The sequence below is a fragment of the Sphingobacterium spiritivorum ATCC 33861 genome, from assembly GCF_000143765.1.
In the GTDB taxonomy this organism is placed as follows: Bacteria; Bacteroidota; Bacteroidia; order Sphingobacteriales; family Sphingobacteriaceae; genus Sphingobacterium; species Sphingobacterium spiritivorum.
In genome coordinates, this window is record NZ_GL379770.1 from 270,653 (window position 1) to 290,567 (window position 19,915).

23 protein-coding genes are annotated in these 19,915 nt (G+C 42.3%); 20 read left to right on the forward strand and 3 right to left on the reverse strand.

The window, feature by feature from the left end; translation table 11 throughout:
• Positions 1 to 71 precede the first annotated feature (71 nt).
• Complete coding sequence (locus HMPREF0766_RS22435; RefSeq protein ID WP_002993044.1) at positions 72 to 1,052, reverse strand: hypothetical protein; 981 nt, start codon at positions 1,050 to 1,052, stop codon at positions 72 to 74.
• 379 nt (positions 1,053 to 1,431) lie between these two features.
• Here HMPREF0766_RS22435 and HMPREF0766_RS22325 point away from each other — a divergent pair, with 379 nt between their 5' ends.
• From HMPREF0766_RS22325 to HMPREF0766_RS01465, 19 genes are all read left to right on the forward strand, one after another.
• Entirely contained in the window at positions 1,432 to 1,590 is a 159-nt protein-coding gene (locus HMPREF0766_RS22325) for a hypothetical protein (protein ID WP_002993045.1), read from the forward strand.
• Positions 1,591 to 1,809: 219 nt separating this feature from the next.
• On the forward strand, positions 1,810 to 3,447 hold the full coding sequence (locus tag HMPREF0766_RS01380) for a tetratricopeptide repeat-containing sensor histidine kinase (protein WP_236590567.1): 1,638 nt from the start codon (positions 1,810 to 1,812) through the stop codon (positions 3,445 to 3,447).
• Between the two features lie 11 nt (positions 3,448 to 3,458).
• Entirely contained in the window at positions 3,459 to 4,124 is a 666-nt protein-coding gene (locus tag HMPREF0766_RS01385; RefSeq protein WP_002993047.1) for a response regulator, read from the forward strand.
• 558 nt (positions 4,125 to 4,682) lie between these two features.
• Complete coding sequence (locus tag HMPREF0766_RS01395; protein WP_002993050.1) at positions 4,683 to 5,258, forward strand: TerD family protein; 576 nt, start codon at positions 4,683 to 4,685, stop codon at positions 5,256 to 5,258.
• 6 nt (positions 5,259 to 5,264) lie between these two features.
• Positions 5,265 to 5,918, forward strand: a complete 654-nt coding sequence (locus HMPREF0766_RS01400; RefSeq protein ID WP_002993051.1) for a hypothetical protein — start codon at positions 5,265 to 5,267, stop codon at positions 5,916 to 5,918.
• A gap of 11 nt (positions 5,919 to 5,929) precedes the next feature.
• Positions 5,930 to 6,631: an HAD family hydrolase gene (locus HMPREF0766_RS01405; protein ID WP_037459836.1), complete on the forward strand. Its 702-nt coding sequence runs from the start codon at positions 5,930 to 5,932 to the stop codon at positions 6,629 to 6,631.
• The gene (locus HMPREF0766_RS01410) at positions 6,606 to 7,481 is read left to right on the forward strand and encodes a phosphoribosyltransferase family protein (RefSeq protein WP_002993053.1); all 876 of its coding nucleotides are present in this window, start codon (positions 6,606 to 6,608) and stop codon (positions 7,479 to 7,481) included. Before HMPREF0766_RS01405 ends, HMPREF0766_RS01410 begins: the two co-directional genes overlap by 26 nt.
• Complete coding sequence (locus HMPREF0766_RS01415; RefSeq protein ID WP_002993054.1) at positions 7,415 to 7,972, forward strand: TerD family protein; 558 nt, start codon at positions 7,415 to 7,417, stop codon at positions 7,970 to 7,972. The genes HMPREF0766_RS01410 and HMPREF0766_RS01415 overlap by 67 nt, the downstream gene beginning before the upstream one ends.
• A gap of 2 nt (positions 7,973 to 7,974) precedes the next feature.
• Positions 7,975 to 8,586: a TerD family protein gene (locus HMPREF0766_RS01420; protein ID WP_002993055.1), complete on the forward strand. Its 612-nt coding sequence runs from the start codon at positions 7,975 to 7,977 to the stop codon at positions 8,584 to 8,586.
• Between the two features lies 1 nt (position 8,587).
• The gene (locus HMPREF0766_RS01425) at positions 8,588 to 9,226 is read left to right on the forward strand and encodes a vWA domain-containing protein (protein WP_002993057.1); all 639 of its coding nucleotides are present in this window, start codon (positions 8,588 to 8,590) and stop codon (positions 9,224 to 9,226) included.
• A 19-nt stretch (positions 9,227 to 9,245) separates the two neighbouring features.
• A complete protein-coding gene (locus HMPREF0766_RS22330; RefSeq protein WP_169311195.1) occupies positions 9,246 to 9,410 on the forward strand; it encodes a hypothetical protein in 165 nt (54 codons plus the stop codon).
• A 2-nt stretch (positions 9,411 to 9,412) separates the two neighbouring features.
• Positions 9,413 to 10,048 carry a vWA domain-containing protein gene (locus HMPREF0766_RS01430; RefSeq protein WP_037459472.1) on the forward strand — a complete coding sequence of 212 codons (636 nt, stop codon included), beginning with the start codon at positions 9,413 to 9,415 and terminating at the stop codon, positions 10,046 to 10,048.
• A gap of 4 nt (positions 10,049 to 10,052) precedes the next feature.
• A complete protein-coding gene (locus tag HMPREF0766_RS01435) occupies positions 10,053 to 11,105 on the forward strand; it encodes a TerY-C metal binding domain-containing protein (RefSeq protein WP_002993061.1) in 1,053 nt (350 codons plus the stop codon).
• A 2-nt stretch (positions 11,106 to 11,107) separates the two neighbouring features.
• The gene (locus tag HMPREF0766_RS01440) at positions 11,108 to 12,571 is read left to right on the forward strand and encodes a protein phosphatase 2C domain-containing protein (protein WP_002993063.1); all 1,464 of its coding nucleotides are present in this window, start codon (positions 11,108 to 11,110) and stop codon (positions 12,569 to 12,571) included.
• 10 nt (positions 12,572 to 12,581) lie between these two features.
• The gene (locus tag HMPREF0766_RS01445; protein WP_002993064.1) at positions 12,582 to 14,108 is read left to right on the forward strand and encodes a helix-hairpin-helix domain-containing protein; all 1,527 of its coding nucleotides are present in this window, start codon (positions 12,582 to 12,584) and stop codon (positions 14,106 to 14,108) included.
• Positions 14,109 to 14,133: 25 nt separating this feature from the next.
• Positions 14,134 to 15,153 carry a TerC family protein gene (locus HMPREF0766_RS01450; protein ID WP_002993066.1) on the forward strand — a complete coding sequence of 340 codons (1,020 nt, stop codon included), beginning with the start codon at positions 14,134 to 14,136 and terminating at the stop codon, positions 15,151 to 15,153.
• Between the two features lie 11 nt (positions 15,154 to 15,164).
• Entirely contained in the window at positions 15,165 to 15,479 is a 315-nt protein-coding gene (locus tag HMPREF0766_RS01455; protein WP_002993068.1) for a hypothetical protein, read from the forward strand.
• Positions 15,461 to 16,024, forward strand: a complete 564-nt coding sequence (locus HMPREF0766_RS01460) for a thermonuclease family protein (RefSeq protein WP_002993070.1) — start codon at positions 15,461 to 15,463, stop codon at positions 16,022 to 16,024. Before HMPREF0766_RS01455 ends, HMPREF0766_RS01460 begins: the two co-directional genes overlap by 19 nt.
• Positions 16,025 to 16,233: 209 nt before the next feature.
• Complete coding sequence (locus HMPREF0766_RS01465; RefSeq protein WP_002993072.1) at positions 16,234 to 16,794, forward strand: DUF4230 domain-containing protein; 561 nt, start codon at positions 16,234 to 16,236, stop codon at positions 16,792 to 16,794.
• 71 nt (positions 16,795 to 16,865) lie between these two features.
• Here the strand turns inward: HMPREF0766_RS01465 and HMPREF0766_RS01470 are convergent, their stop codons facing one another.
• Positions 16,866 to 17,882, reverse strand: coding sequence for a zinc-binding alcohol dehydrogenase family protein (locus HMPREF0766_RS01470; protein ID WP_002993074.1), 1,017 nt, complete (start codon positions 17,880 to 17,882; stop codon positions 16,866 to 16,868).
• Positions 17,883 to 18,038: 156 nt separating this feature from the next.
• On the opposite strand from HMPREF0766_RS01470, the gene HMPREF0766_RS01475 reads away from it, so the two are divergent.
• The gene (locus tag HMPREF0766_RS01475) at positions 18,039 to 18,584 is read left to right on the forward strand and encodes a hypothetical protein (protein WP_002993075.1); all 546 of its coding nucleotides are present in this window, start codon (positions 18,039 to 18,041) and stop codon (positions 18,582 to 18,584) included.
• Positions 18,585 to 18,611: 27 nt separating this feature from the next.
• Here HMPREF0766_RS01475 and HMPREF0766_RS01480 read toward each other — a convergent pair whose 3' ends face one another.
• Entirely contained in the window at positions 18,612 to 19,913 is a 1,302-nt protein-coding gene (locus tag HMPREF0766_RS01480; RefSeq protein ID WP_002993076.1) for a TolC family protein, read from the reverse strand.
• Positions 19,914 to 19,915 lie beyond the last annotated feature (2 nt).

Here is a 19,915-nt window from a genome sequence, read left to right on the forward strand (position 1 = left end):
CTATAATGAGATAAAAAGAGAGCTATTAAAATAAGTTTTAATAGCTCTCTTTTCGTTCTTACCGTATCTGTTTACTTATTCAGCACATATTTATTTAGAATATATGGAGTTACTGGTTTCAGTCTTTTCTCCGGGAAAAGCGGATGGAATCCGCTGCCAGTATAGAACTCTGCACTATCCACGGTTATTTTAGTATACCAGAGGTTATTTATAGAACTTATTGTCAAGGTATCTGGAACATTTATTTTTCTGAAGTTGAGCAGTTTTGCAGAGTCTAATGCCAATACAGTTGCACCTTCTACCTTTTCCTGACAGGGGACAGATTTGTAGCGGTCACCCGTCCAGTACATGCAGCCCTGACTTCCATTGTATGCGACCATATATGTCCCTCCGCATAATGTTGTGGCTGCCATCAGACTCAAAGCTGTTTGTTTAATATTTCTTTTGAACCATGGTTTTTTAGGGGGAGGAGTAAAGAAGGCTGTTTTCGGAATATTTAATTCATTAGATGTCTTTACAGCGTCAAGGACATCTTCCTTTTCTTCTCTCGTATAAGCGGTTTCAGATTGATAATTTGTTTTTTCTGCGGAACCTTCTATTTCATTATTATCTGAATCCTGAGGTTTTGAAGCGATTGGAGTTTCAGCTCTATCTGTAGTGATTTCAGTTTTATTTGTTTTGCTTACAATTTCCCACTTACTGTACGGTCTGGGGGTGAAATCAATTAGCCAGGCGAGGAGTTCAATGTTAATAGTGTTTGTAGACTTGGTTGATCCTCTTAAATAGTTTATAAGTGGTTTGAACTTCTCGATATCTCCATCTTCAATAATATTCTGATATGACCAAATGTTCTCTCCTGGTCCAAAGAACAAACGTAAAGTAGATATATCGTTATCATCAGGTCTTTCCTGACATACCCTAATGCACTCATCACGTAATTTGGCAGGAGTCATTTCCGACGGACCAAAAGGTAATCTGCCGTTAGTCTTTTTCTCTGCATAAAGTGAAATAACAACCTTTTGGTAATTAGCGAATGTATAATTAGCAGACATCTTTCAAAAATTTAGGAATAAAAATACACCGGAATTTCCGGAATTTTTACGGTTTTCCGGAATTCCGCCGAAATTATCAGAATCCCGTCCGAATTACCGGAATTATTTAGTTTTTAGGTGTTTACGTCAATAATTTTGTTTCAGCAATCAGGTCAAGTTTTGATTCAATAGCTGAATAAAGATACAAAACTGATTACAAAAAAGAGAAGATAACACGGAGGTTAGTATCCGGTTTGGGAAGCAGTTACCCGCTTCCGTGTTTGAATCTCACCCACTTCCCAAAAATTTCAGAAGGCCTTCTGATTTACAACGTGTAGCAATCGCCGCGATCAGTTTTGCGGTGAACTACAGAGTATTTCACTTTTAAAATTTTTGACTTATGTTATCATTTTTTATTGCTTTATTATTAGGACTTATATCTCCTTCAGGCACACCGACAACTCATAACAATAACGGTACAGCGACAACTTATAACAGTGTAGATGATCCGGATGACGGAGATACAGGTGGAGACACAGGGCAGGTTCGTCCAAAATAAGAATAGAAAAGTAGGGCAGAGTTGACTGCCCTACTTCTGTTAGAAAATTTTCTTAATTAGATTTAGAATATCAGAATTCCTGATATTACTTTGACTACAAGAGAGTGCTATAAAAGAATACTTTATGCAACACAAATAAACCAAAGGGATATACTCTTTGGTTTATTTTTTTGTAATTTAGAGGAAATTATACTTGTCTTGAGACCTCTTTTTTTATACTTGTTGTTTATATCTTTTTTATCCTGTAGCAAAGAAGCTGGTCATCAGGAAAAAGTGGTTGTTAACCCTTACTTTGATAAAGCATTTGAATTTGTTGAAACAAATAAATTGGACAGCGCTTTTATTTATTTTGATAAGGCAAAAGAACTATTCCTGTCCGTAAATGATAGTTTAGGAGCTGGTAAATGTCTAATAAATAATGCAATTACGCTAACAGAAAAAGGTGACTTTTTTGGAGGGCAGGAAACATCCTTAGAGGCGATCAAATATTTAAATGAAAATATAAAAAAGCATCACTATTATCTAGGCTCCAATTATAATAACCTTGGAGTTGCCACATATAATCTAAAAGACTATGATAACTCTTTAAGGTTTTATGAATTGGCGGTTAAATTTTCAGAAGACTCTTTGAATACCCGTGTTTATCTAAATAACATGGCAAAAATCTATCAGGAAATTGGAAACTACACGGAGTCATTAAAATTGTTTCAGCATATTCTGGCTGGAACAAGTAAGAATAAAGTTGAATACGCACGTGCATTAACTAATATCGCTTATACAAAATGGCTTCAGAATCCCAATTACGATGCTCGTCCAGAGCTTTTTAAAGCATTAACAATCCGAACACAAGAAAAAGACCTCTGGGGACAGAATTCGAGCTATGCGCATCTTTCAGATTATTATCATAAAAGTATTCCTGATTCTGCATTATACTTTGCAAACCGTATGTATGCTGTAGCTAAAGAGATAAAAAGTGCGGATGACCAATTGGAGGGCTTACAAAAACTGATTAAGCTAAGTCCTGCGGCTTTATCAAAGCATTATTTTGAAATTTATCAGGCACTTGATGATAGTGTACAGACAGCCCGCAATGCAGCAAAAAATCAGTTTGCGTTGATACGGTATGAGACAGAAAGACATAAAGCAGAGAACCTTAAACTTCAACAGGATAATACAAAGAAAGGATTCATGCTTGTCAGTTTGCTGTTTCTGGTTTTATCGGGCTCAGTTATAGTCATAATCTTGTATAGAAAACGAAAGCAACGTCTGGAATTGAAAGCGGAAACTGCTATACGGGAGAATCAGTTGCGAACTTCAAAAAAGGTACATGATGTAGTAGCAAATGGGTTGTATCGGGTGATGACCGAAATTGAGAATCAGGAGGATTTAAACCGGGATAATGTGCTGGACAAACTGGAAGATATGTATGAAAAATCCAGAGATATCTCTTATGAAAAAATTGAATACGAACACCAGAATTTCCATGAAAAAATGGCTGCTCTGTTAAGATCTTTTGCGACAGATCAGGTCAAGGTTGTATTGATCGGAAATACCGGGGAACTGTGGAAGAAAGTGGATGCGAAAGTTAAGTATGAGGTAGAACATATTCTCCAGGAATTTATGGTGAATATGAAAAAACACAGTGGCGCCAGTAATGTTGCTGTGAAATTCGAAAGGAATGATAACCGGATCCAAATCTCATATTCGGATAATGGAATAGGCATCAAAGATAGTCTTCAATTTAACAATGGTTTGAAAAATACGGGAACCCGTATTGAGAATATTCAGGGAGCAATTACCTTTGAAACTCAAACGGAAAGAGGATTGAAAATACAGTTTTCCTTTCCTGTATCTTAAATTGACAAAGGATGTTTAGAAAAGTATTAATTGCAGAGGACCAGGAGAGTGCCAATATTTCAGTACGGAAAACACTGGCTGATCTCGGAATACAACACACAGACTATGTGTATTACTGTGATGACGCCCTGACCCGTATAGAAAAAGCTTTGAAAGCAGATCAGCCTTATGATTTGCTCATAACTGATCTTTCTTTTGAGGAAGATCAATATCGGCAGCGACTCCCTAATGGCGATGATCTTATCAGAGCTGTCAAACAGGAACAACCAACAATAAAAATCGTTGTATTTTCCGCAGAAGATAAGTCACAGGTAATTGATACGCTCTTTGAAGACTTGAGTATCGATGCCTATGTCAGGAAAGCGCGTAATGATGCCCAGTATCTGAAAGAAGCAATTAATACCATCTGTCAGAACCGGAAATACCGTTCTCCTAATCTGAAGCCAATTGTTAAAGAACGAAATTCTTACGAATTTGCTGATTTTGATATCACAATTATTTCCCTGCTCTCTCAGGGAGTTCTGCAAAAAGATATACCTTTCCATCTGCAGCAGCGGAATATTAAACCTTCCGGACTAAGCAGTGTGGAGAAACGTCTCAATCATATGAAAGAATCTCTCGACTTTACAAAGAATGAGCAACTCATTGCTTTCTGTAAAGACATCGGGATTATATAAGTTCCTGATCTAAATCATAACTATATTTTTCAACTACAGATCTGTTCTTCATAAAAGGAATAGTGGAATTTCTATTGCTTTAACTAAACTTTTTTGCTGTGTTGTAAAGTTTTTATTATCAGTTGTCTACTGTTTTTTTTGTGATGTTTTGGGGATATAAGGGAATAGTTTCTATTCCCTTCCCTTTTTAAGGATAGCCTGCTTTTATAGTTTACAAAATTCTCCGCCATAAATTTTAAAAATACTTCTATGCTTTACGGGTTCCCGTAAATAAAGCCCCTTCCCCCTTTCTACTTTTGAGGAGTTAAATCATTAAAAACAAAACATTATGGAAAGATATGCAAATAGAAATGGAGATTCTGGAATCTTCGGATACGAGATCGGAAGTAATTTCATCTTAATTCAATTTACAACAGGCAGTGTATATGAATATACTTATGCGAGCGCTGGTATGAATCATATTGAAAACATGAAATCCCTTGCTTTATCTGGCAGCGGACTCAATAGTTACATTATGAAAAATGTGAGGACTAAGTATTCAAGAAAGATCAGATAACAATGCCCATCAACTTACAAAAAGGTCAGAAAATAGACATCGGACTTCACAAAATCACCATCGGATTAGGTTGGGATCCCAATGAAGGCACCGGATCAGACTTTGATCTGGACGCATCCGCCTTTATGATCGACACCACCCGAAAAATACCGGCCGAACCCTTTTTCATTTTCTACGGCAATACCGATTCACCCGACGGTGCCTTGCACCACACCGGCGATGATCCGACCGGAGGAAACAGTGCAGACGGAGACGATGAAAGCATACAAGTCAACCTCACAGCAGTAGACAGTCGCATACAGGAAATACTCCTTGTCGTTACTATCCATGAAGCTGTACAGCGCAGACAAAACTTCGGGCAGGTACGCAATTCCTACATCCGTATCGTAGACGACAGCAACGGCACCGAAGTCGCCAAATACGAACTGGGAGAAGATTTTTCTATCGAGACCGCAGTAGAATTCGGCAGACTATACAAAAGAAACGGGCAATGGAAATTTGAAGCATCCGGCATCGGGTACAAAGAAGATCTCGCCTATTTCCTGTCCAGATACTATCAAGGTCAAATCATAAAATAAACAACCATGTCCATTAACCTACAAAAAATAACGCTCGAAAAGAAAGGCGACACACACGCCATTGATCTCAGCAAAAGAGGAGATACCCTTTCAAAAGAAATAACGGTCAACCTCAACTGGTCCAAAGGAAGCAAAAAAGGATTCTTTTCAGGACTCTTCAACAAAGACATCGATCTCGATCTGGGCTGTTTCTACGAATTAAATAACGGAGAGAAAGCCGTCATCGACGGATTGCAGTTTTCACAGGGACGTGGCGGAGCCAGAGACCGATACACCCTGCAGGGAAGATACACCGACACTCCATGGATCTGGCATGCCGGAGACGACAGAGGACAAAGTGCCGGATCAGGTGAAAACATCCTCATCAACCCCAAAGGCGTCGCAGATATCAAAAGAATAGTCATCTACTGTTTCATCTATGACGGCGTAGCCAGATGGCAGGAAACCAATGCCGTAGTCACCATCAAAGTACCCGGCAATCCCGATATCGAAGTACAGATGGGGCAGCAGCACAGTTATCACAAGTTTTGTGCTATTGCAGAAATAAACTTTCACCCCAACAGCATGCAAGTCAAAAAACTAATCACATTTCACGACTCCCATGGCGATTGTGACAAAGCCTACCGCTGGGGAATGAAATGGACCTCAGGATCAAAATAAAGACAAGAGAAATGATAATCGATACCACACCCTACCGGCACTTTTCATTTGACCTGTGGCTCACGCTCATCAGATCAAATCCACAGTACAAGAAAAAAAGAGACCAGCTCCTGCAGGCCTACTTTTCCATAGATACCGATCCGGGAAAAGTCAGTCAAGTCATCCGATACTACGACCTGCTGTGCAACCGCCTCAGCGAAAAGCTCGGCATGCATATCACCGTACAGCAAATCTACTATCAGATCCTGTGCCGGTTAGGCGTAAATATCGATGCGATCGATACACAACAGCTGGACAATTTTTATCAGGAGACCGAGCAACTCTTTATGCAGTATAAGCCCCTTCTCATTGATCCCCAAATCAGCCAACTGTTACACCGCATTCAATCCGAAGGCAAGACAGCCAGCATATTGAGCAATACCGCCTTTATCAAAGGAAGTACCCTGCGCAGCCTGCTCGAACATTATGAACTGGGACAATACTTCAGCTTTCAGCTCTATTCAGACGAGTTAGGCCATGCCAAGCCACACCCAGCCGCCTTTGAGCAAGTACTTATACAAGCAGAGGCAGTACATCAGTCACACATCAGTCCCGGTCAGATTGTACACATCGGAGACAACAAAACAGCAGATTATGACGGAGCGATCAGCGCCGGAATGCAAGCCCTTTTAATACAACACAAATCCGATGAAAAAGCACTACAGTCAGCATAAAATCAGGCATCAGGAACACTGCCCGTTTGATGAAGCCGCCTACAGCCGGTTCAAATTCGGAGATACACAGTATGCAGAAAAATTTGCAGAAGAACTATTTAGCGGATTCATCAGCCAATACGCCAGCATCATCTTATCCCAGACAGACATCCGGCTATTGCCGAGTCCGTATCATTCCATACCGACCGCATCCAACTACCTGTGTGCCGGTTTCAAGAAAAACCTCAACCGGTTCTTATTCGAAAACGGCAAAAATGCCTGCATCGAAACCAAGATACACCGGCAGCAAACCTATACCCAGGACTACGGCAATCTGGATTACCAACAGCGGCTCAGCCTTATCTCCAATGACACCTATTACATAGACCGTCAATTTCTCAACGGAAAATGCTGCCTCTTTCTCGATGATATCAAGATCACAGGCAGCCACGAACGTACCGTCAGTAAAATACTGGACCAATATCAGGTAAAGGGCGATTTTATCTTTATTTACTATGCCGAGCTCATCAATAAAGAAATACACCCCAATATCGAAAACCATTACAACTATTTCGCCGTACGCTCCGTACAAGACATCATCAGCGTCATGAACAGAGACAGCTTCCGGTTCAATACCCGTATCGTCAAATACATCATGACCATGCAGCAAGAGGATTTAGATATGCTTATCCGCAATATTCCGGAAGCCCTGAGACAAGAATTGTCCCAGCTGGCCATCAGCAATAATTACCATCAGATCAAAGAGTACCAACACAATATTTACAAATTAAATTACAGAACACCATGGCAATCAACCTGCAAAAAGGACAACGAGAGAGCATCCACGCTCCAAAATTCATTATCGGTTTAGGCTGGGATACCAATAGCACCAGCACAGGCGTAGACTTCGATCTCGATGCGTCTGCCTTTATTCTCGGCGAAGACAAAAAAGTACTGTCAGACCAGCATTTCATTTTCTACAATAATCTCAAAAGCCCCGACGGAGCCCTCGAACATACCGGAGATAACCTCACAGGAGACGGCGATGGAGATGATGAGCAAATCAAAGTAGATTTATCAAAGATGGAAAACAATGCTTCCGAAATCTGCATTGTAGTGACCATTCATGATGCGGAAAACAGAGGGCAGAATTTCGGACAGGTCAGAAATTCATTCATCCGTATTGTAGATGCCGCCAGTAATGAAGAGATTCTCAAATTTGAACTGGACGAAGATTTCTCGATAGAGACCGCAGTAGAGTTTGGCCGTATTTATAAAAGAAACGGCGAATGGAAGTTTGAAGCCGTAGGCATGGGCATGAAAGGCGGATTACAGGATTATGTTAACAAGTACACCGCATAGATATGGCCATTAATCTACAGAAAGGGCAGAAAATAAACCTGCAGAAAAACAACGGCAGTACCCTGCAAAATATCTGTGTAGGAGTCAACTGGGGCGCAATAGAGAAAAAAGGATGGCTGGGCAATGTCACACGCGAAGCCGTAGATCTCGATGCCAGCTGTGTCCTCTACGACACCTCCAGAAACCTTATCGATGTCGTGTATTTTGGCAGCCTCAGATCCAAAGACGGCGCCATCCTGCATAGCGGAGATGATCTCACAGGCGATATGGATGGCGATGATGGCCTGGACAATGAGATCATAACGTTGGATTTTACCAGACTCAATCCAGCCGTCAATCACGTCGCATTTGTCCTGAACAGTTTCAGAGGACACGATTTCGGAACCATACCGTTTGCCTCCATCCGTATTTACGAAGGTACACCTACGCGTGTCAATGAAGTATTTGCCACCTACGACATTGTCAAAGGAACCGGCTTTGCAGGACATGTATCCATGGTATTAGGCATCTTTTACAAACGCAACGGCGAATGGAAATTCAACGCAGTAGGCGAACCTACCAAAGACAGAAAACTGGAAGAAACCATCAAAACAGTAGCACAAAATTATTTATAATATGAGAAGATTACCCGTATACCTTGTCCTCGATACCTCCGGCTCCATGAGCGGAGAACCCATAGAAGCTGTGAAAAACGGCGTTCAGGTCATGATCAGTTCCCTGCGACAAAATCCGCAGGCCATAGAAACCGCTTTTCTGAGTGTGATCACCTTTGACAGCAGTGCCAGACAGCTGATACCGCTTACAGATCTGGGCGCCTTCCAGATGGTAGATATCAGAGCCACCGGCACCACTTCACTTGGCGAAGCTCTCAAAGTAGTGAGCAACTGCATAGACAATGAAGTCGCCAAAACCACTTCCGAATCAAAAGGAGACTGGAAACCGCTGGTATTTATCATGACCGACGGAATCCCGACAGACGACTGGCAAAGCGGTCTGCGCGAATTTCAAAAACGCAAAACCGCCTATACCATAGCCTGTGCAGCAGGTAGCGGAGCAGATACCAGTGTGCTGAAACAGATCACAGAAAATGTAGTGAGTCTGGATACCGCAGACAGCCAGAGCATCTCCAAATTCTTTGCATGGGTGACCGCCTCTATAGGTGTATCGTCCACCAAAGTAGAAGATTCAGGAAAAGAAGCGACAGGACTGAATGAACTGCCACCGCCACCTACCGAACTGAATATCGTTGTGTAAAACCTAATCCAAGCGTACTATGGCACCTAATAAATACGGATTTTCCTTTTCGTGGAAAAGAGCCTCAGGTCTGACCGCGGCAAAACAAAGTTTTACAAGGAAAACAGGAATACCGACCACAAAAAGAAGTGTAGAACAAAAAATCGGCAAGCTGTTGCTCAAAACCCTATTCGGAAAAAAATAACCATGAGAAGATTACCCGTTTATTTTTTATTAGACACTTCCGGCTCCATGCACGGCGAACCCATTCAGGCACTGAATAATGCACTGAGCGGTATGATCAATAATCTGCGGACAGATGCCCAGGCAGCCGAGACCCTGTGGATCAGTATGATCACATTTGACCGGGAAGTGAAAGAAATAGTACCGCTGACCGCGTTAGAATCTTTTCAGCTGCCCGAAATCAGTTGTCCCGAAAGCGGACCCACCTTTACAGGCAAGGCACTGGAAATATTGTATGATACCGCAACCCGGGAAGTGATCAAAGGATCGCCGGAACAAAAAGGCGACTGGCGGCCCTTACTTTTCATTTTTACCGACGGCAAACCCTCTGATCTGCAACTCTACAGTCAGATGATTCCGAAGATCAGATCCCTGAACTTCGGAACCATCGTAGGCTGTGCTGCAGGGCATATGGCAGACGATAAAAAACTACTGGAACTGACCAGCGATGTTGTACACCTCAATACAGCCGACAGCAGTACCCTGAAACAGTTTTTCAAATGGGTATCTGATACCATAGAACAAGGCAACAAAAGCAGAGGAACCACCGATACAGTTGCCCTGCCACCACCGCCATCAGAAGTACACATAGTCATTTAATATCATGAGCAGAAGATTACCCGTTTATTTTTTGATCGACGTCTCCGAATCCATGGTGGGCGAACCCATTCAGCAGGTAGAAGAAGGACTGTCAACCATTATTCAGGCATTGAAAACCGATCCGGTAGCTATGGAAACCGTATATATTTCCATTATCATCTTTGCCGGACAAGCAAAAACACTTGTACCCTTACAGGAAATAATTCAGTTCTATCCGCCAAAATTCCCTATCGGAAGCGGTACCTCCCTCAGCAAAGGACTGGGACACCTCATGTACGAGTTGCGAAAAAACACGATCAAAACCACCGCCGAACAAAAGGGTGACTGGAAGCCCATTGTATTTTTATTTACAGACGGAGTACCCACAGATCCTGTACAAACAGCGATTGACGAGTGGAAACAAAACTGGCAAACAGCCACCAATATGGTTGCCGTATCCTTTGGAGAAGAAGCCGACAGCCATGTGCTGGGGCAACTCACCGATCAGGTACTTCTGTTCAAAAATACCACAGCCGCTTCCTACAAAGAATTTTTTAAATGGATCACCGCATCCATCAAGACCAGCAGCGAGAGCGTAGAAAAGAATACCGCAGGCTTTGAACTCAGCCACACAGATCCGGCGATAATCGAAAAAATAGACCTGTCAAAAAGCACAGCATCAGATTGGACAGACCATAATTACGTTGTCATACAGGCAAAATGCCAGCATACAAAGCGACTCTATCTTATGAAATACAGAAAAATGATACAGTCAGAGCAGCTCGGAGGAATGGAACTCCATACCCGGTATTACCGGCTCGTAGGAGCCTATCCCGTAGAAAACAGCTATCTGGAGCTGGCCGAAAGTACAGCGCAACAACATAAAATACATACACAGGAACTCATCGGAGCACCCACCTGTCCGTGCTGCGGCAATCAATATGCCTTTGCCGCCTGCAGCTGCGGACAGCTACACTGTGTCGGAGAAGAAGCACTCAGTACCTGCCCCTGGTGTCACACACAGGCACAGTACGGATTTGGTGAAGGCGGATTTGATGTAAACCGAACACAAGGATAATCATGGAAAAGACTATAGAAATACAAACCTATATCGAGCAGCTTTTTACGATCAAGGGCGTAAAAATAGCCGAAGCAAAGAAAAAATTATTCGATGAATTTGTACAGGAAGCCCTCAATACGGAGGCAGTACAAACGATCATTGAGCAACAAAGCGCTCTTATGGACAAATGGCAATTAAAAAATCACATCGCGGATATCATCGCTAAACCCCTGATCATCCCCAACGCCACCTGTGGCAAATCTTATCAGGCACAGATCAAGCCAGAACAACTGGATCTTGACGAAATGATTTTTGCCGAATGGAAAGGACTACAGGAGATCGGACTCCATTTTAATGCCGAACACCGCACTATAGAAGGCACACCCGAGCAGAGCGGAGAACTGAAGTTTACCCTGCTTTTCAAGACAGCAGCAGAAGATAAAGATACCGCACCCCATGAAAAAATAATTTCACTGGTCGTAAATCCCGATCCCAAAACCCTGTGGAAAAATCTGCCAAGTGACCGGGAAGGAATTTTCTGGAAAGAAGACCATGTACAGTATTTTGGAAAACTGGGCGAAAAACACGTAGTCGCCTCATCAGACAGAGGACGGTCTCATCAGAACGCAGGATCTTTCCGGGATGACGATATGGCATTCAAACACATCGAAAGCATCGGATGGTCCGTGGCAGCCGTTTCTGACGGAGCCGGCAGCTACTCCATGTCCCGCAAAGGAGCACAAATAGCCTGCACCTCCGTCATAGACTATTTTGAAAACCAGCTCGATCAGGAAACCTTTCAGGCATTTGAAAACAAAATAAACCAGTACAACAGTACACGCGATGTCAACCTCCTCAAAGAGATCGATGTACTTTCCAAACAAAACCTATACAAAGCCGTCCTATATGTGCACAACAAAATAAAGGAGACTGCCGAACAAACCCGGCAATCCGATCCTGCACAATTCCAGAATCCGAGAATCAAAAACCCCATCGACTATTTCCATGCCACCCTCATCTTTACACTGTTTAAAAAATATGAATTCGGATACGTCGTCCTCAGCTTTGGAGTAGGAGACTGCCCCATCGCCATTATGAATACCGAACAGACCGAAACCACTTTACTCAACTGGCTGGATGTAGGCGAATTTGGCGGCGGAACACGCTTTATTACACAGGCAGATATCTTTCATTCCAAAGAACACCCGATGGCCAGCCGGTTCAATTTCAAGATATATCCCGATTTCAGTTACCTGTTTATGATGACAGACGGTATCTATGATCCCAAATTTGTCGTAGAAGCCAATCTGGAGAAACATGAAAACTGGATCACATTTTTAGAAGACCTCAAAGGTCAAAACGAAGAAAATACACCAGTAGAACTCTCTGCCCGGAATCGCGAAATAACCCAACAGCTGTCCCGCTGGATGGAATTCTGGAGTACAGGCAATCACGATGACCGAACACTTGCCATCATCTTTTAATACCTGAACCATGATCACCAAGACCGTACAATCCATCATCACACAGGGCAAAACCTATCAGTATATAGACAATGGCGAACCCAAACAGGGAGGAATGAAAGACGTGTATTTCAGTCCCGATAAAAAATACGTGGTGGCCTTTTACAGAACTCCGCAAGACTATAATGCCAGAGAACGACTCAAGCGCATCGCTACCCAGTATTTTGACAGCTTCTTTACCAGAGAACCCCTCAGTGGCGCTTTCTACAAAGAACTCTATTCCTGGCCCACAGACGTGGTGCAGGAAGGAAACAGAACCGGAATCATTGTACCCTTTTACAGCAAAAATTTCTTTTTCAAAAAAGGCTACCTCCATAACAACCTGCTGAAAGGAGGCGAAAAAGAAGGAAAATGGTTTGCCAGTGCCAAATTTCGTGCCGCACAGTCCGGTACCAAATTAGACCCGTCCGAACTCGGTAACTGGCTCAGCTACTTTCAGGTCTGTGTCAACATCGCCAGAGGCGTAAAGCGGCTCCATGCAGCAGGACTCGCGCATTCAGACCTTTCCTACAAAAATGTCCTCATTGATCCGGTCAGCAAGACCGCCGCCATTATAGACATTGACGGATTAGTCGTGCCGGGACTGTTTCCGCCCGATGTCATCGGTACCGCAGACTTTATTGCCCCCGAAGTGTTAGCCACCAAACATCTCGACAAAAATGATCCGAACAGAAAGCTGCCCAACCGTCTTACAGACCTGCATGCACTCTCAGTACTCATATACATGTACCTCCTGTACAGACACCCGCTTAGAGGCGGCAATTATTTTGGCCCTGTAGATACTGAAAAAGAAGAAGACCTGCTCATGGGAGAGAAAGCCCTCTTTGTAGAGCACCCATCCGATAACAGCAATCGCAATTTTAAACGCGAATACGGACATAATATGCAAAAATTTGCCCCGTGGACCGATTTGCAAAAAACACCCTATACCATCACCGGACCCTATCTCAAAGAACTGTTTGAGCAAGCCTTTATCAAAGGGCTGCATCATCCGATGGAACGTCCACCCGCAGAAGCATGGGAACAGGCACTCATCAAAACCAATGACCTCAAACTGGAATGCAGCAATACCACCTGCGAACAAAAATGGTTTATCTACAACAACAGCAATAATACCTGCTGTCCGTTTTGCGGTACGCGTTACAAAAACACCATACCCGTTCTGGATTTCTATTACCAGTTCAAACCCAATGTATGGAAACCCGAAAATCAGCGGCTGGTGATATACGACAATTCAACCCTGCACCAATGGCACAGTAACCGCAATATCATCCGGAATGAAAAACTCACGACCGCAGATAAAAAGCCCGTAGGATACTTTGCCTACTACAATGCAAAATGGGTATTTGTCAACCAAAAACTCAAAAACCTGACCGATAAAACCGATAATAAACAAATCAAAATAGGCGAAATGGTAGAAATTACCCATGGCAAACAACTCGTCCTCTCCACAGAAGAAGGAGGTCGGGTAGCCGTCATATCCATCGCCAATCAATAAAAACATACCTTAATTAACTAAAAAAATGGAAACAAGTATTTTAGACCTCCACCCCGGTCTCGTATGGGGATTTGCCCTCACAGTAATCATCATGTTACTCTTAGACCTCGGCGTATTTAACAAAAAAAGCCACATAGTCACCTCCAAAGAAGCCACCATCTGGACATTTGTATGGATATCACTCGCCATGATCTTTTCCGGAATCGTATATTACGTATTCAACGGAGATGCCGGAGGCCACCAGCTCGCTATAGAAAAATTTACCCAGTTTCAGGCCGCCTACTGGATCGAAAAGGCACTGTCCGTCGACAACCTCTTCGTTTTCATACTCGTATTTTCCTATTTCAAAGTACCCCGAAATCTGCACCACAAAGTCCTGTTCTGGGGGATACTCGGTGCACTCGTTTTCAGAGCCATCTTTATATTTGCAGGAGTAGGCATTATCAATATTACCTATCTGCCAGCCATGCAACTTTTAGGACATACCGTAGAAATCAATGTAGTGCTCACCCTGTTCGGATTGTTCCTTATCTATGCCGGCATCAAATCCTGGGGAGGAGGAGATGAGGATGACGAACAGGATTTTAGCAATTCAGCCGGAGCCCGACTCATAAAAAAACTCTACAAAGTCAGTGATAATTATGACAGAGACCGATTCTTTACCGTTCAGAACGGAATGAAAATCGCCACACCACTCCTCGTCGTTGTCGCAGTTATCGAATTTACAGACGTCCTCTTTGCCGTAGATTCCATACCCGCCATCTTCGCCATATCCAAAGACCCGTTTATCCTTTATACCTCCAATATATTCGCCATTCTGGGATTACGCTCCCTATACTTCCTGCTTTCCAATTTCATTCACATGTTCAGCAAATTACCGTACGGACTATCCGTTATACTGGCATTCATAGGCATCAAAATGCTGATTTCCCCATGGTTTCACATTCCCTCACCAGTTTCATTAGGTATAGTAGGAGGCGTATTAATCATTTCAGTCCTGTTGTCCATACTATTTCCGGAGAAAAAAGAACTGGAAACCGAATAAGCTAATCAATCATGAAAACCTACCTCATATTCCTCCTGATCTTTAACAGTATCACCTGTACCAATACACGTACAGAAACCAATAAAGATATCCCCGTCAATGCCTTTGCAGATACTAAAAGTACATCTGATACGCATGCCGGATCAGCTTCCGAAACACGGGAAGATTCTAAAGATAAAGTCTATATCTGCAGCAGCAAGACTGCCAAAAGATATCATTACAAAGAAAATTGCAGAGGCTTGAGCAACTGCGGTTCAAAGATTGTCAAGACTACGATTGACAAAGCAAAAGACAGCGGCAAGACATTATGTGGCTGGGAAGACTGATATTGCTGATCACATTGCTGACCTGCTTCTGTCCGGTACACGGACAGAAGCAGATCCGGCAACCGGTGCAGAAAAACCTGAAAGGGCAGACCTTCAGCGCCAGAGTGATCCGTATTATAGACGGAGACAGTATGGAAGTGCTGTATGAAGGTCAACCACTCAAAATACGACTGTCGCATATTGACAGTCCGGAGTTGAAGAAATCACAACCCTACGGTAAAGCCGCAAAAAAAGCCTTATCCGATTTGTGTTATGGGCAGTATGTCACGGTGCAGGTAGAAAAATACGACCGATACGGGAGGGCTATAGCTATTATTGTGAATGCCAATAAACAGATCGTCAATCAGCAAATGATCATTCAAGGTATGGCCTGGCACTTTAAAAGATACTCCAAAGATCCACTGTATGCCCGGCTCGAAAGAGAAGCCCGAAAGAATAGGGCAGGCCTATGGAAAGATCCCGATGCAGTGGCACCATGGGAGTGGCGGTCGGTGAGGAGATATTCATCGGGCAGGATAAAATCCTATTCCGTCAGGTTCAATTAGCTTAACAATTTTCATCGTCACGTCATCATTTTTGCTTACATATTGTCATGGTCTGGATCGTTAATTTGTATCTTTTTTAATACAATTAATTTGATTTATAGTGCTGTTAATCAGTTGCTTGTGTTTATTTTGAGTGTACTGTTGTAACTTCCGGAAGGTAAACCTTTACACGCATTAAAAACTGGTCTGCAAATTGATTATATCTGATTATGATTAGATTATTAAAGATTTTAATGATAGTTGCAGTAATCGGGCTCTTAGGCTGGCTTATTGCTGACAAATTTAGTCCCAAGACCACGGTAGAAAGTAAACACCAGATATTGATAGAACGCATAGAGGCAATGGGTAAACTGGAATTGGTCAAATACCGTTTCAGCGATGTAGTAGAACATAAGAATGTATCCACGTTTTTGCCGGATGCCAGTGTGTTGTTGATTATTAAGGCTGATGCCGTCGGTTGTATCGATCTTTCCAAACTAAAGGCAGAAGATATCACAGTCACAGGAGATTCGGTATCCATAAAACTTCCGCAACCGGAGATATGCTATATCAAGATAGACCACAAAGCTTCCCGTGTATACGATACAAAGATGGCCTTTTTCAGAGAAGCAGATCTGGTAGACGAGGCGTACAAAAGTGCCGAGCAGGAAGTTGCTGCAGAAGTGCGTAAATCGGATATTCTGCAACAGACACGTACAAATGCTGTCACGGTATTCAAACCACTGTTGACTGGACTGGGATTTAGTAAAATGAGTTTATCGTTTGAATAATATGCTATTCCTGCTCATTCTGTAATAAGCAGGAATAGCAACTTTTTCAGCCTTAGCGTTCAAAGCTTTTCTTAGTCAAATACAATCAGCGCTTTAATGACATCCGCATCTTTGTCGGATAATGTACTGAATTTATCTTTGACCTCATCGAAAGTGAGGCGATGCGTAATAAAGTCCATCGGCTTAATCTGACCATTACGAATACAGCTTATAACAAAATCAAAATCTAACGGAAGAGCATTTCTGCTACTCATCAGTACAGCTTCTCTTTTGTGAAACTCGGGGTGAACAACTTCTATCGTACCTTTTTGTAGGCCTATCATTATAAATTTTCCGCCATGAGCCAGGTGTTGAAAGCCATTATTGATCGCATTCAGATTACCGGTACAATCTATAATTACGGTTGCCATATCACCATTTGTAATAGTTTTTATCTGCTCTGATGCATCCATCTTTAGTGGGTTGATAGTATGCTCTACGTCCAGTTTTTCCCTGCAAAAGTTTAATCGGTTGTCATTTACATCCAGTACCATCACATTTCCTCCTGCAATTTTGGCAAAAGCAATAGTCCCCAATCCGATTGGACCCGCTCCTAAAATCAACACATTATCCCCCGGTTCAATCTGTGCCATACGTACACCGTGTGCACCTATAGCAAGAGGTTCTACTGTCGCCAGTTCGTCCGCTGTCAATCCTCTTCCTTTGAGCACGGAAGAAGTAGGAACTGCAATATATTCCTGCATAGCACCATCAATATGGACGCCGAAAACTTTTATGTTCACACAGCAGTTCGTCTTTCCTCTGCGACACGCTATACATTTACCGCAATAGAAATATGGACTTATCGTCACCAGATCGCCTGTTTTCAAGTCTTTGTTTTCCTGTGTATCTATTACTTCTGCAGCAATTTCGTGTCCTAATATTCTCGGATAACTGAAAAATGGCTGTGTTCCTTCAAAAGCATGGTAATCCGTTCCGCATATTCCCAGTCTTTTCATACGAAGCAGCGTGTAGTCAGCAGGCAAAGCCGCAACAGATTCTTCTGTATATACAAATTCCCCCGGAGTCAGACAGACAAGTTTTTTCATTATAAAAGTTGGTTTATGTATTGAGGTCGTTTTTCAAGTGATTAAATCAGAAAAATTCCTATCAAACGATATTTCCAAATATCAGGATTTTTTTCGAAGCTAATGGATCAGGAATGATCTTTGTAAGATTATTCCTAAATAAAAAACTGATTTCAAATGGCATTTTATATCTTTCCGCGCAAACACATGAAAGCATTCCTGATAATGACAGTGATGCTGTCCTTATGGAGTTGTGGAAATCCCGATAAAAGCATTTCATCTGCTAATGACCGCAACACAGATCAAGAGACGGACAGCATTCAAAATAACAGACCGGCGGATACTACAGTAAAAGAAAAACGGGTAAGAGAAGTGTATCCCGAGCCAATAGATGAAGAATCCATGCAGAGAGCAGAAATATCCAAGACAGACAGTATGATTCATGTCTACAACAATATAAGAGCGGATTACCGTGTTTTTGGCTACAGTAAACCGGATACAACTTCCCAAAAGATGTTTCTGATATCTGTATTTACCAACGATGTAAAAGATAACCCCTATAAGTGTTTGTATGGATCTTATTATGATTCTGCAAGTATGCCGGATATGAGCATTAAATATATGGCTGATGCAGGAGCATTTATAAAAGCAAATCTTTACCAGGATGATGTTTTACTTGCTCCGGTATATCTGGAAAGGAAATGGGTAGAATTTGAAGAATAGCAGCCTGTTCATTTTATGTCATTCCGTCTAAAATGAATTGCCCGAAAGTTCCTTTAACCTGATCTCCGATAACTTTGCCTGATACTGAGCGGTGTAGCTTCTGGCCATCGCATTGATATAATTCAATTGCGCAGTTCGCACTTCCAGAGTTGTAATGGTCCCTATTTTAAATTTCTCCAGCGTAATATCCATATTCTCTTTAGCGAGTTCTTCATTTTTCTTCTCCAGATCGACCAGGCCGATATTAGTTATATAAGTCTGGAAAAGAGTAGTGACCTGCGCACTGATCGTCTGTTTCTGTTGTCCGATCTGCAATTCTGAATTTTCAATTTCGATCTTCGCGATTTTTTCATTTCTGTTTTGGAGAAAACCATTGAAAATATTTACAGAAGCCGTTACACCATAGTTGAATCCCTTTCCTTTGTTTTCTGTGGCAAATCCCAAAGAAGAGTGCGACTCATTAAAATTGTAACCACTATTGAGCGCGATGATAGGATAGCGTTCTCCTTTTATCTGTTTCAGATTATATTCTGCTATGCGTTTATTGATCAGAGCCAGCTGGATTTGCGGATTCTGACTTTCAGCGGTCTGTAACAGTTCCCCCAGTTTTAGCTGGTCATTGATTGCAATGCTGTCCATCACCCTAAAAGGTGTATTCAGATCACGGGTCATTAGCTGATTAAGATAAGTCTTGGTGTTAGCATACAATTCCTTTTGCTGCAATAAGGCTGTTTTATCCGTATTGAGATCTACCTGAGCATTCAATACTTCCAGTTTTGCGGCTTTCCCGATCTCAAATCTGTTTTTTGCCATAGTCAGACGATATTCTGACAGATCTATAGCCGTATCCAGCGCTTTTAACATTTTCTGTTGCTGCACCAGATTGTAATACGTCGCAATGACTTCACTCACCTGCGTTAGTATTTCATATTTCACTTCCGTTTCACCCTGTTTCTGAATCTCACGCAACTGGTCATATCTGGCAAACATACTGAATCCGTCGAAAACAGTCCAGTTCAATGTTACGCCGTAGTTCATATTATCATTTTTAGCGTTATTCAGTTCCTGCACCTGTCCGTCAGCCCTTACCTGTCTGGAATTCTGAATAGAGTTGTTACGGGTGAAATTGCCAGTAACCCGTGGCAGGATCCCGGCATTCCCTAAACTGAAATTTTGCTGATCAATACGTGTATTATTTTTTGCTATTTTGATATCAAAGTTATTCTCCAGTGTAATTGTCAGCGCATCTTCCATCGTCAACAGCTCCTGTGCATAGGTGCTGAAACTGATGTTACAAAGCAAAGTGAGCAGTGTCAATATATATCTCATCG

Excerpts from the sequence above, each read along its gene's own strand:
- HMPREF0766_RS22435 (WP_002993044.1), bottom strand. The coding sequence starts at position 1,052 with ATGTCTGCTAATTATACATTCGCTAATTACCAAAAGGTTGTTATTTCA.
- HMPREF0766_RS22325 (WP_002993045.1), top strand. The coding sequence starts at position 1,432 with ATGTTATCATTTTTTATTGCTTTATTATTAGGACTTATATCTCCTTCA.
- HMPREF0766_RS01385 (WP_002993047.1), top strand. The coding sequence starts at position 3,459 with ATGTTTAGAAAAGTATTAATTGCAGAGGACCAGGAGAGTGCCAATATT.
- HMPREF0766_RS01395 (WP_002993050.1), top strand. The coding sequence starts at position 4,683 with ATGCCCATCAACTTACAAAAAGGTCAGAAAATAGACATCGGACTTCAC.
- HMPREF0766_RS01400 (WP_002993051.1), top strand. The coding sequence starts at position 5,265 with ATGTCCATTAACCTACAAAAAATAACGCTCGAAAAGAAAGGCGACACA.
- HMPREF0766_RS01405 (WP_037459836.1), top strand. The coding sequence starts at position 5,930 with ATGATAATCGATACCACACCCTACCGGCACTTTTCATTTGACCTGTGG.
- HMPREF0766_RS01410 (WP_002993053.1), top strand. The coding sequence starts at position 6,606 with ATGAAAAAGCACTACAGTCAGCATAAAATCAGGCATCAGGAACACTGC.
- HMPREF0766_RS01415 (WP_002993054.1), top strand. The coding sequence starts at position 7,415 with ATGGCAATCAACCTGCAAAAAGGACAACGAGAGAGCATCCACGCTCCA.
- HMPREF0766_RS01420 (WP_002993055.1), top strand. The coding sequence starts at position 7,975 with ATGGCCATTAATCTACAGAAAGGGCAGAAAATAAACCTGCAGAAAAAC.
- HMPREF0766_RS01425 (WP_002993057.1), top strand. The coding sequence starts at position 8,588 with ATGAGAAGATTACCCGTATACCTTGTCCTCGATACCTCCGGCTCCATG.
- HMPREF0766_RS22330 (WP_169311195.1), top strand. The coding sequence starts at position 9,246 with ATGGCACCTAATAAATACGGATTTTCCTTTTCGTGGAAAAGAGCCTCA.
- HMPREF0766_RS01430 (WP_037459472.1), top strand. The coding sequence starts at position 9,413 with ATGAGAAGATTACCCGTTTATTTTTTATTAGACACTTCCGGCTCCATG.
- HMPREF0766_RS01435 (WP_002993061.1), top strand. The coding sequence starts at position 10,053 with ATGAGCAGAAGATTACCCGTTTATTTTTTGATCGACGTCTCCGAATCC.
- HMPREF0766_RS01440 (WP_002993063.1), top strand. The coding sequence starts at position 11,108 with ATGGAAAAGACTATAGAAATACAAACCTATATCGAGCAGCTTTTTACG.
- HMPREF0766_RS01445 (WP_002993064.1), top strand. The coding sequence starts at position 12,582 with ATGATCACCAAGACCGTACAATCCATCATCACACAGGGCAAAACCTAT.
- HMPREF0766_RS01450 (WP_002993066.1), top strand. The coding sequence starts at position 14,134 with ATGGAAACAAGTATTTTAGACCTCCACCCCGGTCTCGTATGGGGATTT.
- HMPREF0766_RS01455 (WP_002993068.1), top strand. The coding sequence starts at position 15,165 with ATGAAAACCTACCTCATATTCCTCCTGATCTTTAACAGTATCACCTGT.
- HMPREF0766_RS01460 (WP_002993070.1), top strand. The coding sequence starts at position 15,461 with ATGTGGCTGGGAAGACTGATATTGCTGATCACATTGCTGACCTGCTTC.
- HMPREF0766_RS01465 (WP_002993072.1), top strand. The coding sequence starts at position 16,234 with ATGATTAGATTATTAAAGATTTTAATGATAGTTGCAGTAATCGGGCTC.
- HMPREF0766_RS01470 (WP_002993074.1), bottom strand. The coding sequence starts at position 17,882 with ATGAAAAAACTTGTCTGTCTGACTCCGGGGGAATTTGTATATACAGAA.
- HMPREF0766_RS01475 (WP_002993075.1), top strand. The coding sequence starts at position 18,039 with ATGGCATTTTATATCTTTCCGCGCAAACACATGAAAGCATTCCTGATA.
- HMPREF0766_RS01480 (WP_002993076.1), bottom strand. The coding sequence starts at position 19,913 with ATGAGATATATATTGACACTGCTCACTTTGCTTTGTAACATCAGTTTC.